Annotated in this window: 12 protein-coding genes; 4 read left to right on the top strand and 8 right to left on the bottom strand. The window is 67.9% G+C overall.

Annotated features, from left to right (window positions below; all coding sequences use genetic code 11):
- Positions 1-39: 39 nt before the first annotated feature.
- The 3 genes from EV668_RS03095 to EV668_RS03085 all read left to right on the top strand — a co-directional run bounded on the left by EV668_RS03095 (position 40) and on the right by EV668_RS03085 (position 5366).
- The gene (locus tag EV668_RS03095) at positions 40-3375 is read left to right on the top strand and encodes a tetratricopeptide repeat protein (RefSeq protein ID WP_133768373.1); all 3336 of its coding nucleotides are present in this window, start codon (positions 40-42) and stop codon (positions 3373-3375) included.
- A 291-nt stretch (positions 3376-3666) separates the two neighbouring features.
- On the top strand, positions 3667-4593 hold the full coding sequence (locus EV668_RS03090; RefSeq protein WP_133768372.1) for a sulfite exporter TauE/SafE family protein: 927 nt from the start codon (positions 3667-3669) through the stop codon (positions 4591-4593).
- Entirely contained in the window at positions 4590-5366 is a 777-nt protein-coding gene (locus EV668_RS03085; protein ID WP_133768371.1) for a TIGR02186 family protein, read from the top strand. Before EV668_RS03090 ends, EV668_RS03085 begins: the two co-directional genes overlap by 4 nt.
- A gap of 36 nt (positions 5367-5402) precedes the next feature.
- Here the strand turns inward: EV668_RS03085 and pdeM are convergent, their stop codons facing one another.
- Complete coding sequence (gene pdeM, locus EV668_RS03080; protein WP_245512809.1) at positions 5403-6119, bottom strand: ligase-associated DNA damage response endonuclease PdeM; 717 nt, start codon at positions 6117-6119, stop codon at positions 5403-5405.
- Positions 6116-8632, bottom strand: a complete 2517-nt coding sequence (locus EV668_RS03075) for a ligase-associated DNA damage response DEXH box helicase (protein WP_133768370.1) — start codon at positions 8630-8632, stop codon at positions 6116-6118. Before EV668_RS03075 ends, pdeM begins: the two co-directional genes overlap by 4 nt.
- A 202-nt stretch (positions 8633-8834) precedes the next feature.
- Between EV668_RS03075 and EV668_RS03070 the strand changes: the two genes are divergently transcribed.
- Positions 8835-9998, top strand: a complete 1164-nt coding sequence (locus EV668_RS03070; RefSeq protein ID WP_133768369.1) for a M20 aminoacylase family protein — start codon at positions 8835-8837, stop codon at positions 9996-9998.
- On the opposite strand, the gene EV668_RS03065 is transcribed toward EV668_RS03070, so the two are convergent.
- The 6 genes from EV668_RS03065 to EV668_RS03040 all read right to left on the bottom strand — a co-directional run bounded on the left by EV668_RS03065 (position 9970) and on the right by EV668_RS03040 (position 15405).
- The gene (locus tag EV668_RS03065) at positions 9970-10524 is read right to left on the bottom strand and encodes a hypothetical protein (protein WP_133768368.1); all 555 of its coding nucleotides are present in this window, start codon (positions 10522-10524) and stop codon (positions 9970-9972) included. The two genes, EV668_RS03070 and EV668_RS03065, sit on opposite strands and share 29 nt — an antisense overlap.
- Positions 10525-11191: 667 nt before the next feature.
- Positions 11192-11659 carry a peroxiredoxin family protein gene (locus EV668_RS03060; protein WP_280960096.1) on the bottom strand — a complete coding sequence of 156 codons (468 nt, stop codon included), beginning with the start codon at positions 11657-11659 and terminating at the stop codon, positions 11192-11194.
- Positions 11660-11785: 126 nt separating this feature from the next.
- Positions 11786-12319: a hypothetical protein gene (locus EV668_RS03055; RefSeq protein WP_133768366.1), complete on the bottom strand. Its 534-nt coding sequence runs from the start codon at positions 12317-12319 to the stop codon at positions 11786-11788.
- Between the two features lie 51 nt (positions 12320-12370).
- Positions 12371-13792, bottom strand: coding sequence for an HD domain-containing protein (locus EV668_RS03050; protein ID WP_133768365.1), 1422 nt, complete (start codon positions 13790-13792; stop codon positions 12371-12373).
- 250 nt (positions 13793-14042) lie between these two features.
- Positions 14043-14411, bottom strand: a complete 369-nt coding sequence (locus tag EV668_RS03045) for a cupin domain-containing protein (protein ID WP_133768364.1) — start codon at positions 14409-14411, stop codon at positions 14043-14045.
- 13 nt (positions 14412-14424) lie between these two features.
- A complete protein-coding gene (locus EV668_RS03040; protein ID WP_133768363.1) occupies positions 14425-15405 on the bottom strand; it encodes a Bug family tripartite tricarboxylate transporter substrate binding protein in 981 nt (326 codons plus the stop codon).

Here is a 15405-nt window from a genome sequence, read left to right as displayed (position 1 = left end):
ACGATCGGTCCGCCGTCCCGTGTCGTGAGCGCTGCCGAGATGACGAGAAGCCACCACCGTCGGGGCGACCTCGGTTCGCCGCTGGAAAGCGATCCCTGGGCCGATGCCGGCCTGCGCCGCGAGGCGGAGGACAGGCTGGCGGAACGGCGCAGCCCTTACGGCCGGAGCCCGTATGGGCGCGACGCGTCGGACGCCCACCCTCATCATTCCTCGGCAGCCAGCGAACGTCAGACCGCCGAAACGGCGGCGGCGCTGAGTTCGGTTGCGGCCTGGATCGAGCGGGCACAGCAGCAACTAGAAGACTCGAACCAGGCGCCGACCCGCGCGGAGGATGCGGCCGCGATGCTGAGCGGGGCCGTCAACACGCACGAGCGCCGCATCCACGAGTTCGATCGCCGCGAGGGCTCGCCCGATCAGGGGCTCGCCGACGCGATGGCGGCGATCCGGCGAATCGAGGCGCGGCTCGATGCGAGGCCCGCCGATACGTCCGAGCGTCGCGACCAGGGGGAGATCGAGAAGTCCCTGCGCGCAGTCGAGGATCGCATCAGCGCCCTCTTCGAGCGCTTTCCCGCGATGCCGAAGCCTCTCGGCCGCCGCAGCCTGAAGCCGGGCACGGAGCTTCGCGATGCCGTCGACGAGATCCGCTCCCATCAGAGCAGGCTCGAAAGCGACCCTGCTTCGCCGAGGCCGGCGCCGACTTTGCCCGCGCTCGGCACGCTTGCCCGCTCGCAGACCGCGATGCTGACGAGCCTGCGCGCCGACGTCGCCAAGCTCGCGAGCCGGATCGAGGACATCCCGCTTCCCACGGCCGCGCCGGACGAAGCCCTGCAGCGCGAGGTCGAGACGCTTCGGCGCGCCATGGGCGATGTCGCCCGACGCGACGATCTCGGCCGGCTGGAGCGAGGGCTCCAGACACTGACGGCCGACATCACGGAACTCCGCCGCACCGATCATCGCGGTGCCGAACAGCCCGAACTCGCCGCCCTCCAGGCCGAGATTCGGCGTCTGGCGGAGCACCGCCCTGCCCCGGACCTGTCGGAGCTGAAAGCCGAAATCCGCGAACTGGCGGAGCGCAGAGCCCGTCCGGACCTCTCCGCCCTGCAGGCCGAGATCCGCCGGCTCGCCGAGCGCCAGCCCGCATTCGATCCCCGGCCGCTGTCGCGCGAGATCGAGCATCTGTCGCAGAAGCTCGACGGCGTGACCGCGAAAGGCGTCGATCCGCGCGTCATCGAGGCCCTCTCGGGTCAGATCGAGGACGTGCGCCGGGTCCTCGCCGGCGCCTCCGCACCCCAGGCCCTGCGGCTCGTCGACGAGCACCTGACCGAACTCCGCCGGGAGGTCGCGCAGGTCAGCGGCAAGCAGGTGAACGCCCAGGAATTCGCCTCCCTCCGCTCGGCGGTCGACGATCTGCGCACCTCGTTCAAGACGCTCGCCGCGCCGCAGGACCAGAGCCGCCAGATGGCCCAGGCGGTGCGCGATGTCCGCCAGCCCATCGAGACGATGCTGGCGGCCCTCGTCGACAAGCTCGACCGGGTCGAGAGCCGGGTCGGCGATCCGAACGCGCTCGACCATCTCGAGCGGCAGGTCCAGGCGATCGCCGCGCGGATCGGCGAGACCTCCGCGCGCGATCCCGGCATCGCGGCCCTGGAACGCTCGATGAGCGACCTCCTCGCCCAGGCCGCGACCTGGCGCGACGGGACGATCGAGGCGGCCGAGCGCGCCGCCCGCACGGCCGTGGCCGAGACGATTGAGGCCATGCCCGTCGCGGCCGAGGTCGAGCGCCATCTGATGGAGATCGGCGATCGCTACGCCGCCGCCGAGGAGCGCACGCGGCAGAGCCTGGCGAGCGTCGAAACCAGCCTGTCCGACGTGATGTCGCGCCTTTCGACCCTCGAAGGCACCCCGGCCGGCCGCGATGCGCCACGCGCAAGCCCGCTCGACGAATTCGCGCCGTTGGCACGCCCTTCCCGTCAGGAGACCGCGCAGCCGTCGCGCAAGTCGGCCGAGGCGGGCGATCTCGGCAAGGTTCGTCCCGTCCCTCTCGACGAGGTGCTGCTGGAGCCGGGCGCCGGGAAGCCTTCGCGGCCCCGCGCCGGCGTGCAGACCCCGACCCCGCCAGCGGTCGCGGAAGCCGGACCGGATATCAAGTCGAGCTTCATTGCTGCCGCACGCCGGGCCGCGCAGGCCGCCGCAGCGGATGCGCCAGAGGCGCGCCGCAAGGGCACGAAGGCCGAAGCAGGCGGCAGAAGCGGATCGGCGACGTCGTCCGACATCACCCATCGCCTGCGCCGCTTCATCGATTCGAAGCGGCGGCCGCTCCTCCTCGCCGCCGCCGCCCTCGTCCTGACGCTCGGCACCGTCCAGTTCGCCCGGCTCGTCCTCGACACCCGTGACGGCGCGACGACCGTCGCCTCCGCCCCGGTGGTCAAGGAGACCTCGCGGATCGCCAGCGGGACCCAGCCCGACCGGCTGGCCGATTCCCCGGAAGTCACGGCCGCGACGACGCCCGCTCCCCCGCCCGCGATGCCCGCCGCACCACCCGCTCCGGCGGAGGGCGCGAATGCCCCGGCTCCATCCCCCGCCGCAGCGCCCGATCCGGTGACGACGCAATCGATCGGGCCGGACAAGGATGCGGCGCGGATCGGCGAGACGCCGGCCTCGGCGCCGGCAGGGATCTCCGCGCGGAGCCCGGTCGGCCAGAACCCTTTGGAGCTTCCGAAGGGGATCAAGCAGGCTGCGGCCTCCGGCGATCCGATCGCGCTCTACGAACTCGGCATCCGAACGGCGGAGGGCCGCGGCGTGCCGCGCGATCCGAAGGCCGCCGCGTCCCTGTTCGAGAAGGCGGCCCAGAAAGGGCTTGCGCCTGCGCAGTACCGCCTCGCCAACGGCTACGAGCGCGGGATCGGCCTTCCGCGCGACATCGATCAGGCGAAGACTTGGTATCGCCGCGCGGCGGAGAGCGGCAATGTCCGCGCCATGCACAATCTCGCCGTCTTGCTGGCGGACGGCGCAGGCGCGAAGCCGGATTATGCCGGTGCGATCGGCTGGTTCAACCGCGCCGCCGAACACGGGGTCAAGGACAGCCAGTTCAACCTGGCGGTCCTCTACGCTCGCGGCCTCGGTGCCCGTCAGGATCTCTCGCGCGCCTATCACTGGCTCGCCGTCGCCGCGCTCCAGGGCGACGACGATGCAGGTCGCAAGCGGGACGAGGTCGGGGCACGCCTGTCGCCGGCCGATCTCGCCCGCGCGAAATCGGGCGCCGAGCGCTGGCGCGCGACCCCCGGGAGCGTCAATGCCAACGAGGTGCTGGTGCCGCCGCAAGGCTGGCCCGAGACCTCGACCGCGACGCGCGGCGCCCGCGAGGCGCGCGCTTAGAGCATGCTGCGGGAGGCTGGAATCCGGCTCTTCGAAAACAGCATGCGACGAACGCTGACTTAGAGCCCGCAGCGCCCCGCGGGCGACCACGCTCAGGCCCCGTTCAGACGCCGCCGGCGAAAGGTCCCGCGCGACGAATTTGGCACGAACCCCGCTTCGGCCGATCATTCGTTGCTCTTCCGCCCCCCTTCAGGGCAAGAATGCTCTACGGGATCGGGAGGAATAGCGGGCGGGCCGGGCCGACAGGACCGGGGCGCCATTCTGGTATCCCGTCGTGTCGGGCAGGGTGCGGTGCAGATTTATCTTCCCATTGCCGAGATGCCGGTCAGCGTCCTGCTGATCCTCGGAATGGGCGCGGCCGTCGGCTTCGTGTCCGGCATGTTCGGAATCGGCGGCGGCTTCCTGATGACGCCGCTCCTGATCTTCCTCGGGATTCCGCCCGCCATTGCGGTCGCGACCCAATCGGCCCAGATCGCGGCGTCCTCCACGACAGGCGCGCTCGCGGCGCTGCGGCGCGATGCTCTCGATCTCAAGCTCGCCGCCGTGCTGACCGCCGGAGGCTTCGTCGGGACCGTGATGGGCGTCTGGGCCTTCGCCGCCATGAGGCGCGCCGGCCAGCTCGATCTCGTGATCGTCCTCTCCTACGTCACGCTGTTCACGGCCATCGGCATGCTCATGGTCGGCGAGAGCGCGCGCGACTTCTGGAGCCGCTGGAAGGGCACCGCGAAACCGCGCCGCCGCGCGGGCGGCCATGCGGCCATGTTCGGCCTGCCGCTGCGCATGAAGTTCCCGCGCTCCAAACTCTACGTCAGCGTGCTGCCCGTCGCCGGCATCTCGTTCCTGGTCGGTTTCGCGGGCACGATCCTCGGCATCGGGGGCGGCTTCATCATGGTGCCGGTGCTGCTGTATCTGTTCCGGGTGCCGACCGGCGTCGTCATCGGCACCTCGCAGGTCCAGGTCCTGTTCACCGCCCTTCTCGCCGTGATCCTCCAGGCGACCCTGAACGGGGCGGTGGATATCGTCCTCGCGATCATGCTGATCGTCGGGGGCGTCTTCGGGGCGCAGTTCGGTGCGAGGGCCGGGCGCGCCTTGCGGGCCGATCTGTTCCGGTTCCTGCTGGGGCTCCTCGTCCTCGCCGTCGGCATCCGCTTCGCCGTCGAGATCGCGCTGACGCCGGCAGAACCCTTCTCGATCTATCTGCCGGAGGGCCGGCGATGACGTTCCGGATCCTCTCCGCTCTCCTGCTCGCGGCGATGGGGCTGCTCCCGGCGCTGCCTGCCAAGGCCGAACGGCTGATGGTGTCGCTCTCGGCCCACCAGATCGCGATCGGTTCGAACTACACCGGCGCGCAGATGGCGCTCTTCGGCGTCGTCGAGGACGATGGACGCGATCTGCTGAACCTCGAGTCCTACGACGTCGTCGTGACCGTCCGCGGCCCCCGGGAGGGCATGACGGTGCGGCAGAAGGAGCGGGTCGGCTTCGTCTGGATCAATCGGAGCCAGCAAAAATTCGTCGCCGTCCCGACAGTGCTGGCCGTCGCCTCGAACCGCCCCACGGGCGAGATCGCGACGGATGCGGCGCGGCGGCAGATGCGGCTCGGGCTGCGGGCCATCGTCGACGCGCCCGAGATGTCGTTCGAATCGCACGATCCGGACGAGCCCTTCCGCCAGGCCCTCATCCGCCTCAAGACGAAGGAAGGCCACTGGAGCGAGGACCCGCGCGGCGTCGTCTTCGTCGGCCCCGGCTTCTTCCGCGCACCGATCAGCGTGCCGGGCACCGCGCCGACGGGCAATTACGAGGTCGAGGTCGTGCTTTTGTCGGGAGACCGGCTCGCGGCGCGGCGCATTGCGAGCTTCGAGGTGGTCAAGACGGGGTTCGAGGAACGGATCACCGCCCTGTCCCAGGAGCGATCTCTCCCCTACGGTCTCGGGATCGGGGCGATGTCGCTGCTGTTCGGCTGGATGGCGAGCGTGATCTTCCGGCGGGATTGAGCAGGCTCCATCCCAAGCCGGTGGCATTCTGGCCGTTCAATCGCCGCACAGCACGCCGCGCGACAGCGCGAAGATGCGCGAGCGGCCGAGGACATGGGCCGTGAAGCCGGCGGGGAAAAGCGGCGCGAAGGCGGCGTCGCAGGCGTTCAACCCGCCGGCATAGGCGCCGAAGGCGGGGAGGACGCAGCGGCCGCCGTCCGTCAGGAAAGCCCGCGCCCTGACGCCCCGCCCGTGCATCACGACCCGCGCCACCGGATGGAGATGGCCCGCGAGCTCGCGCACCGGGCCGGCTGCCGGGTGATGCCGAAGCACGAGCGAGCCGATGGCGACCTCCTCGACCACCTCGCCTCCGATGGCGGGAGGCAGGACCGGATCGTGGTTGCCGACCACCCAGGTCCAGTCGCATCCGCCCGTCAGACGCCGGAGAGCGGCGCGGTCGAGCTCGGCCAGCCGCTCCGGACCGCCGCGATCGTGGAAGCTGTCGCCGAGCGCGACGACGCGGGCCGGCCGGTAATGCGCCACGACCTCCGCCAGCCGCGCCAGGGTCGCTCCCGTGTCGTAGGGCGGCAGCAGAGAGCCGCGCCGCGCGAGAGAGGAGCCCTTCTCGAGATGGAGATCGGCGACGACGAGCGTGCCGGCATCCGGCAGGACGAGCACGCCGGAATGATCGAGGAGACAGGCCTGCCCCGCGATCGTCAGTTCGACCGGGGCGATGCGCCCAGCCTGAGGAACTGCCGCCCGCGAAGCCGTCACGCCGTCGCCTCTTCGATTAGCATCGCTTCCGCCTCGCCCAGGATCTCGTCCGCCGCCTCGCCGAAGACCCGCTCCCGACCGATCTCGAGGATCAGCGAGATGGCGAGGGGTGAGACCCGATCGAGGGGCTTATGCCTGATTCGTCCGCGGATGCGGCCCAACATTTGACCGAGCCGGCGCACGTCCAGCAGGCCCGTCGCGGCATCGGCTCGCGCCGCGCGAAGGAGGAGGTGGTCCGGCTGGTGCCGCCGCAGGACGTCGTAGACGAGGTCCGTCGAGATCGTGACCTGGCGTCCCGTCTTGCGCTCGCCCGGATGGCGCCGGTCGATCAGCCCCGCGATGACGGCGCAGTCGCGGAAGGTCCGCTTCATCATCGCGCTCTCGTCGAGCCAGGTTTCGAGATCGTCCCCCAGCATGTCCTCGCCGAACAGGTCGTCGAGGAAGGCCGGGTTTTCGGCCGCATGGGCGCCGATGTCCCGCAGGCACCAGGCCGCGATGCCGTAATCGTTGGCGACGAAGCCGAGTGGGCGGAGGCGCGCGCGCTCGAGGCGCCGCGTCAGCAGCATGCCGAGCGTCTGGTGCGCGAGCCGGCCCTCGAAGGCATAGGCGACGAGGTAGAAGCGCTTCTCGCGCGGGAAGGTCTCGACCAGAAGCTCGCCGGGCGCCGGGATCAGCGAGCGCTGCTGCTGGTGGCGGAGCCAGGGCCCGGCGCCCATCGGCAGCCGGTCCCATTCGGCCGGCTCGGCGAGAAGTCCGCGGACGCGTTCGGCGAGGAAGGTCGAGAGCGGGAATTTGGAGCCGGCATAGCTCGGGATGGACGGATCGTCCGCGGCGGCGGCGCGGGTGACGAGGACCGAATCCTCGAAGATCGTCTCGAAGCGCAGCACCTCGCCGGCGAAGACGAAGCTGTCTCCGGCGACCATCATCTCGCAGAAGCCCTCCTCGACCTCGCCGAGAACGCGCCCGCGCGGCACGACGGCGCCCGGCTTGCCGCGCATCTGGCGCACGAGCCGCACCTTCAGCATCGTGCCGCCGACGATGGTGCCGGCATTGAGGCGGTATTGCTGCGCGACGCGCCCGTCGCGCACGCGCCAGAGGCCGTCCGTGCCGCGCAGGATCTTGGCGAAGCGCTCATAGGCCCGCAGCGCGTAGCCGCCGGTCGCGACGAAATCGACGACCTGCTCGAAATCCTCCCAGGTGAGGTCCGCGTATGGCGCTGCCGAGCGAACCTCCTCGTAGAGCGCCTCCATCGCGAACGGATCGGCGCAGGCCATGCCGAGGACATGCTGGGCGAGGACGTCGAGCCCCCCTCGGCGGGGATCGGGCGTGTCCTGGGCCGCCGCCTCGACCGCGTCGAGCGCGGCCGTGCATTCGAGGATCTCGAAGCGGTTGGTCGGGGCGAGATAGGCCTTCGAGGGCTCGTCCATGCGGTGATTGGCGCGGCCGATCCGCTGCATGATGCGGGAGGCCCCCTTCGGCGCGCCGAGATTGATCACGAGATCGACGTCGCCCCAGTCGATGCCGAGATCGAGCGTCGCCGTGCAGACGACCGCCTTCAGCTTGCCGGCCGTCATGGCGGCTTCGACCCGGCGGCGCTGCTCGACGTCGAGCGAGCCGTGATGGATCGCGATCGGGAGCGTCTCCTCGTTCATCCGCCAGAGTTCCTGGAAGGTGTACTCGGCCTGGAAGCGCGTGTTGGTGAAGACGAGCGTCGTCTTGTGCTCGCGGATCAGGTCGTAGATCGCGGGCAGCATGAGCGAGCCCATATGCCCCGCGAGCGGCAGGTCGCGCGGCAGGGTCAGGAGCCGGATATCCGGCGCCGCGCCGCCCTCGACGATGACGAGATCGGAGAGGCCGCCGCTCCCCTTCTCCCCTTGCGGCACGAGATAGCGGCGGAGCGCGTCGGGCTCGCGCACGGTCGCCGAGAGCCCGATGGTCGCAAGGCCCGGCGCCAGCGCCTGCAGGCGGGCGAGGCCGAGGGACAGCAGGTCGCCGCGCTTCGAGGTGACGAGCGCATGGAGCTCGTCCAGCACCACCCGCCGCAGCCCGCCGAACAGGTCGGCGGCGCTCCGGCTCGCGAGGAGGAGAGCGAGCTGCTCGGGCGTCGTCATCAGGATGTCGGGCGGGCGCTCGACCTGCCGCTTGCGCTTGTGGGGCGGCGTGTCCCCCGTCCGCGTCTCGACGGTGATGGCAAGGTCCATCTCGCGGACGGGCGTCTCGAGGTTCCGGGCGACGTCGACGGCGAGCGCCTTCAGGGGCGAGATGTAGAGCGTGTGGAGGCCACGCTGGGCGACCGCCCTGCCGTTCGCCGACCTCTCCGCTCCCGCCAGCTCGACGAGGCTCGGCAAGAACCCGGCCAGCGTCTTGCCGGCGCCGGTCGGCGCCACCAGAAGGACCGAGCGGCCCGCCTGGGCCTTGGCGAGCAGATCGAGCTGATGGGCGCGCGGCGCCCAGCCCCGGGCGGCGAACCAGGCCGCGAAGGGCTCGGGCAGTCTGCGGAGGGGCCGCGCCATGCCCCTGTGTACATGCTCTGTTCTCGACAAGGCCAGCGCATTCTCGTGCGGGCCGCATGACGGTCGCATGCGGACGACGCACGCCGCGGATCGGCCGCCGCCCCGTTCGGCGCGCCTCCGGTTGCGGGGCGACGAGCCCATGACCTAGTCTCGATCCCGCATTCAGGGCGCCGGCGGCGGCGCCCGCATCCAGAGGCTCTTCATGTCCGTCATCCCCCGCATCGCCGATCTCGCTCCCGAGATCGCCGCCTGGCGGCAGGACTTCCACGCCCATCCCGAGCTTCTCTACGAGGTCCACCGGACGGCCGGCCTCGTCGCCGACAGGCTGCGCGAGTTCGGCTGCGACGAGGTCGTGACCGGCATCGGCCGCACGGGCGTCGTCGGCGTCATCAAGGGAAAGGGCAGCGCCAGCGGCAAGGTGGTGGGCCTGCGGGCCGACATGGACGCCCTGCCGATTGAGGAGGCGACGAACCTGCCCTACCGCTCGACCCATCCCGGCCTGATGCATGCCTGCGGCCATGACGGCCACACCGCCATGCTGCTCGGCGCCGCCAAATACCTCGCCGAGACGCGCGATTTCGACGGCACCGCCGTGATCATCTTCCAGCCCGCCGAGGAGGGCGGCGCGGGCGGCGAGGCCATGGTGAAGGACGGGCTCATGGAGCGCTTCGGCATCCAGGAGGTCTACGGCATGCATAACTGGCCGGGCGTGCCGGTCGGCGAATTCGCCATCCGCCGCGGCCCGATCATGGCCGCCGCCGACCGCTTCGTCATCGAGATCGAGGGCCGGGGCGGCCATGCGGCCCAGCCGAACCGCAACATCGACACGCTGCTCTGCGCCTCGCAGGTCGTCGTCGCGCTCCAGGCCATCGTCGCGCGGAACGTCGATCCGCTCGATTCCGCCGTGCTCTCGGTCTGCTCCTTCAAGGCGGGCGAGACCTACAACGTCATGCCGCAACAGGCCCAGCTCATGGGCACGGTGCGCACGCTGAAGCCCGAGACGCGCGACCTGATGGAGGCCCGCCTCAAGGCCGTCGTCGCCAGCACGGCCGAGGCCTTCGGCGCGAGCGCGACGATCGACTATCGGCGCGGCTACCCGGTCACGTTCAACCATGCCGCCGAGGCCGATGCCATGGCCGAGGTCGCCCGCACGGTCGGCCGCTCCGTGCGCACCGACATCCCGCCCGAGATGGGGGCGGAGGATTTCTCCTTCATGCTGGAGAAGCGGCCGGGCGCCTACATCTTCATGGGCAACGGCGAATCCGCCGCCTGCCACCACCCGGCCTATAATTTCGACGACACCGCCATCCCCTACGGCGCCTCGCTCTGGGCCCGCCTCATCGAGACCCGCATGCCGGCGGCCTGAGGGGGGCGGCGGCGCGGCGAGCCTTCCCCTCGGCGCGAAGCTCCGCGAGCCGCGCCGTCGCGTCCGGATCTCTCGCCCAAGACCATTCCTCGCGCCGCCCGCGCGGCTGGCGAAGGGCCTCGATCCTGACGCCCTGGGCGGCGAGGGCCCCGAGGAAGGAGGGGCCGCGATGCGGGGCCTCGACGCCGTACCATGCGCCGTCGAGGCCGAGATGGGCGCCGACGAGCTCGAGCGCGTAGCGGATCTCGCCGCGATAATGCCGGAAGCAGAAGGGGAAGCGCGGCTCCCCGACATCCGTGCAGCGCCCGGCCCGCCCGCAGCCGGAGCGCGGGCAGATGAGATGGGCGCCGAACCAGTCGACGAGGGCGCGGATCGTCTCGACGTCCCGGAGGTAGCTCTCGGGCAGCGGCCGGGTGGAGGCGCCGCGCCGGCGGCGGAGCCTGCGAGGCCGGGCCGGCTCGCCGCGCCGGAGCGGCGCGGATTCGGCGGGCATCGAGACGATGTCGGTCGGATCGGATGCGGACATGCGACAGCCTCCTCGCGGCCGGGCGGCCCGAAGCGCGGTGGATCGGTCGAGGGGACCCGAAACGCCGGGGACTCGATCAGATTGTTGTTTGGAGAGCCGTCCGGCGTCTCGGGTTCGGCGATTTTGGGCTGGGCCGGCCACTCGTCACGGGATCGGAGACGATCCTGCGGTTTGGCCTCCACTCCCCTCGCGGAGAGGATTCGACCAGGGACCCCAGGGCATCTCCGCCCGATCTAGCCGCACTAGCGGCGCCCGGACCGTAGTATCCGGAGGGCGGCATTCGACCCGGCCTCCCGAGCGCGGGGCCGCGAACCCCGCCCGCAGGCGCCGATCCCGTCCCGCGAACCTGACGCCTCATGAGCGCGCCCCTCGTGGACAGGACGGCAGCGATATAGGCTTATGTTCCTAGTTCTGTCAAGAATTATCTGCGCCAGCCGCCCTCCCGCGCGTCCCCTCTCCCCGTGCGGGAGAGGGCGGACTCGGGCGGCAGCCCGAGCCGGGTGAGGGGTGGGCCTATCCGCAGATGGCACCACGCATCCCGTCATTCCGAGCGCAGCGAAGCAACCCAGCCTATCCGTCACGCGCCGGCCCTGGATTGCGTCGTCGGCTCCGCCTCCTCGCAAAGACGGCCGGGAGGCCTTCCTCTCCCTCCCGGGAGAGGGCGGGCTCAGCCTCCGAGCCGGCCCACGGCTTCGAGGATCGCCTCGTTCGTCGGCCGCGTGCGATAGCCATCCTTGGCGAGCACGGTGCCGTCGCGGGCGAGGATGAGGATGGCCGGGTGCGGCACGCCGTGGGCATAATGGCCCGGCGCATAGGCGGGATCGCGCAGCCCGAAGGCGTCGATTGTCTTCGGGCCCTCGTCGGAGAGCAGCGGATAGGGTATGGCGCGCGCCTTGGCGAAGCCCGCGAGCACGGCCGGCGGATCGTAGCTCACGGCCGCGATCGGGAACCCGCGCCGCCCGAGTTCCGCTTCGGCCTCCTTCAGGCCGATGAGTTGGTTCTGGCAATAGAGGCACCACTTGGCCGAGCGCGTGAAGACCAGGACGAGCCCCTTCGCCCCCGCGACCGAGGCCAGATTCGTCGGCTGCCCGGCGGCATCGCGGACGCTGAGCGCCGGAGCCTTGCTTCCGAGCAGCGGGCCGATGTCGAGGGCGGCCGCAGGGAGGGCGAGGAGGCTGAGGGCGAAATAAGGCTTCGGGTCATCGTACTCTCTACGAAAAAGCCTCGCCTGAGTATCGAATAAACCGCACCTTGGTAGGAGCTAAGCAGCAGCTCCATAAGTATCACTCATTCTCGCTAATACGCGATCCGCCTCCGAGCGGTACGCCTTCGTATCTGGCTTCAATTGGATAGCTTGCCCGAAAACCGCTTCTCTCCCAAGAGAAGCGTCCTCTCTTTCAAGGAAGAGTATGGTGGCCGCAAGTTCCAGGGCGCGCCAATGAAATGTACTTAGTTCGCGCACCAAGCGAATTTCACGTTCGCCAAATTTCCCAACATGATCAAGGAAATTCCTTCCGGCGGAAGTCATTCGATAAGAATACTTTACGCCAGCACCAGAACCCTGTTCTTTACTTTCGAATAGAAGATTCGAAGAGACCGCAAACTGGAGAGCATCAGAAATCTCCCGACTGTATGGGCCGTAATGATGGTATGCAAACGCCGTCAGATTGAACCTGACAGCCCCATAAGCTGCGAGCAAATAAGCTTCCTTCTGAATTTTAATCCGCGCATCGATCTGCCCTCCTGCAGCATCAACTAGGCCAATCAATGAGCCCAGCGTATCAATGCCCGCCATAGCCAACCTCCGCATAGCCGATTCGGCCCACAGAACGAAACAGGAACATAATTAACACTTTCTTAGCGCCTCGCGCACCTCTTCCGGGAGCACCAACCGGGGAAAATGCCGCTTCTGTTTAAAAGCGGTCACGATTGCATTTTCATCCTCGTCTTCAAGCGGCCGCGGCGCCTGCCCCCCACCCGTGAGCCAAATTGACTCGTTGGGCGTATCGGGGCGCCAGTCATACCCTTTATAGCTCGTTCGAGTCGGCTCATCGATCATCACATAATAATCCCTCGCTTCTTCGCCGTAAACTCTGGCCACCTCGTCTTCGGCCCGAGCAATTAACGATTGCGTTTTCGCCACATCAATAGGATCAATTGAGATGGTCTTGAAAAGACGTCGACCAACGATCCGACTGCTTAGATCAGACAATATCTGGTCGTCGCTGAACTGCCATACGTCTATGAGGGACCACATGGCCGCGTCTGTAAGGCGTAGATACTTATCAAGCTCGATCTTATCACCTTGAACTAAAAGTTCCGACATTGGATGAGACGCCCCTAATACAGGCGGAAACACTGAATGATTGCCGCCCTGGTGAAGCTTAACCGCCCGCCGAAAAAGTCTAAGGAGCATCTGCGTCGCAGCACGAACAGCATGGTGATTATAAATCGCTCTATACAATTGGTCCATAGTAACCAAATAAGCTTCCACAGCCTCGATCGCGCCGCGATCGACGGCGATCGAATTCTCATGGTGAAATAATAAATCGAATACCCTCTCGATATCGAAACCATGCCCACGCAAACCTGCGAATAAAGCATCTCTCTGTACATAATCCAGACGGTCCGCATCCATCTGGCTCGACACAATTCGATATTGCCAGCTATCGATAACTCGCCTCTTTTTGTCGAAGAATGGCATCAATTTATCAGGAATATCCGGGTCTATATCAGATAACAATCTAAATATTTCGGAACCATCCTCCAGTATAAATCGCTTAGTCATATTCTCATGATGAAAATCGACGCCATTTTCTTTTAGCACCTCCTCCATTGTATGGGAGAAAGGGCCGTGACCAACATCATGAACTAGACCTGCGACCTGTATGAGAAATTTCTCGTCCTCGCTCTCTGGCTCAGACATATTTCTTGAGATTCGCTCGTACATAGTGCGAGCGACGTGCATGACGCCCATACTGTGGGCAAATCTTGAATGCTCGGCGCCATGGAATACTAGATTGGCAAGCCCGTTCTGACGGACAAAGCGCAACCGTTGAAAAACCCCCGAGTCGATAATTCGAAGGAGGGTGGCTCCATATCTCTTTCCTTCATCAGCAAGATCGAACCTGATCTGCAGGTGGAGGGGGTCTCTAAAAAATTTCGGACGCGTCACGGCAGACACTCTATCAAGCAAGGCAGCCTGCAGCACACGCAGGCCGCCGTACCGAATTGAGCATTTGTCTCCCTCTGGAGGCAATGCTTGCACGCCTGTCCCTCAGAGGTTCTAGCGTACTGCTTTGGGCGTATAATGATTGCCCCACGGAACGCCCAGCGTCTGCGCCACCCGCCGGTGTTTCACGGCCGGCTTCAGGACCATGCCTCCGAGAGTTGATCGACCATCGCGCGCAGAATCTCCCGCCAGGGGCTCTGAGCGTCCGGGTAGGCGTCGCCGCCGCCAGCCCCATATGCCTAACATACGCCGCCCACGTCCCGAACGTCGTGCGCCACCGTCCCCCTCACCGCTCCTGATACGCCACCATGTACCCGTAATCCTCGCGCATCGGGGCGAAGACGTCGATGTTGACGGCGATGCCGTCCTCCGGGGACGGGGCGTCGGCCCAGTGGACGACGTCGCGCGGGATCTGGACCACCGTGCCGGGGCCGCATTCGATCACCTGCTCGCCGACATGCAGCGTCACGCGCCCCGAGATCAGCATGAAGACCTGGTCGAAGGGGTGGCTGTGGGGTTTCGGCTCCATGCCGGGGGCGAGCGTGTTGTAGGTCACGAGGCACTGGTCGCCCCGGAAGCCGCGCTGCGTTACGCCGGGGCGCACCTCGCGCGCGGGCACATCGCTCCAGTTATAGGCCTTCACGGGGCCGCTCATGGCTTGCTCCTGGTCAGTTGGTCGGGATGCCGAGCTTTGTCGCGAGCGTGCGCGCCTCGGCGGCGGTCTCGGCGATGACCTTGCCGAACTCTTCCGGCCCGGTGGCGACGCCGAGGACGCCCGTCTGCTTCATCAGCGCCTGGTACTCGGGCGAGGCGACGGCCTCGCGCACATGGCGGTTGAGGAGGGCGACCACGTCGGTCGGCAGTCCCGATCCGCCGCAGACGCCGAGCCAGCCATAGCTGACGAGCTTGACGCCCTGCTCGGTCAGGGTCGGCACGTCGGGCGCGATCGCGAGCCGCTCGGGGCTCGTCATCGCGAGCAGCTTGATCTGCTTCGCCTCGACGAGCGGCATCGTCACGACGAGCGGGCCGACCAGGAAGTCGAGCCGCCCGGCCACCATCTCCTGCAGCGCCGGGCCGGTGCCGCGGAAGGGGACGCCGGTCATCTTGATCCCGGTCAGCAGCTCGAATTCGCGGGCGATCAGTTCCGGCGCCGACCCGACGCCGACATGGCCGTAATTGAGCTTGCCGGGGCGCTCCTTGGCGTAGGCGACGAACTCCGCGACCGAATTGACCGGTAGCGCCTTGTCGACAGCAAGGCCGTAATAGGCCTTCGTCACCTGCGAGATCGGCTGCAGGTCCTCGATCTTGTAGCTGACGTTCTTGAGAAGCACCGTGTTGATCGGGTCGATATAGGTGCACAGAAGCAGCGAGTAGCCATCGCGCGGCTGCGAGAGCACGTCCGCGACGGCGATGGCGCCCCCCGCGCCGGGCTTGTTCTCGACAACGACGGGCTGGCCGAGCGAGGTGCGAAGCTTGTCGGCGATGATGCGGGCGGGGCCGTCCGTCGGGCCACCGGCGGGGAAGCCGACGACGAGACGGATGGTGCGGCTCGGATAGGCCTGTTGGGCCTCTGCCACGACGGGAGCTGCCAGCAGCGCGGCCGTGAGGGAGCACGCCGCCGCGAGGCGGGCGAAGAAACGTCCGGTCAT

It is taken from the genome of Enterovirga rhinocerotis, from assembly GCF_004363955.1.
In the GTDB taxonomy this organism is placed as follows: domain Bacteria; phylum Pseudomonadota; class Alphaproteobacteria; order Rhizobiales; family Beijerinckiaceae; genus Enterovirga; species Enterovirga rhinocerotis.
This window is presented reverse-complemented; position numbering and strand designations above follow the sequence as displayed.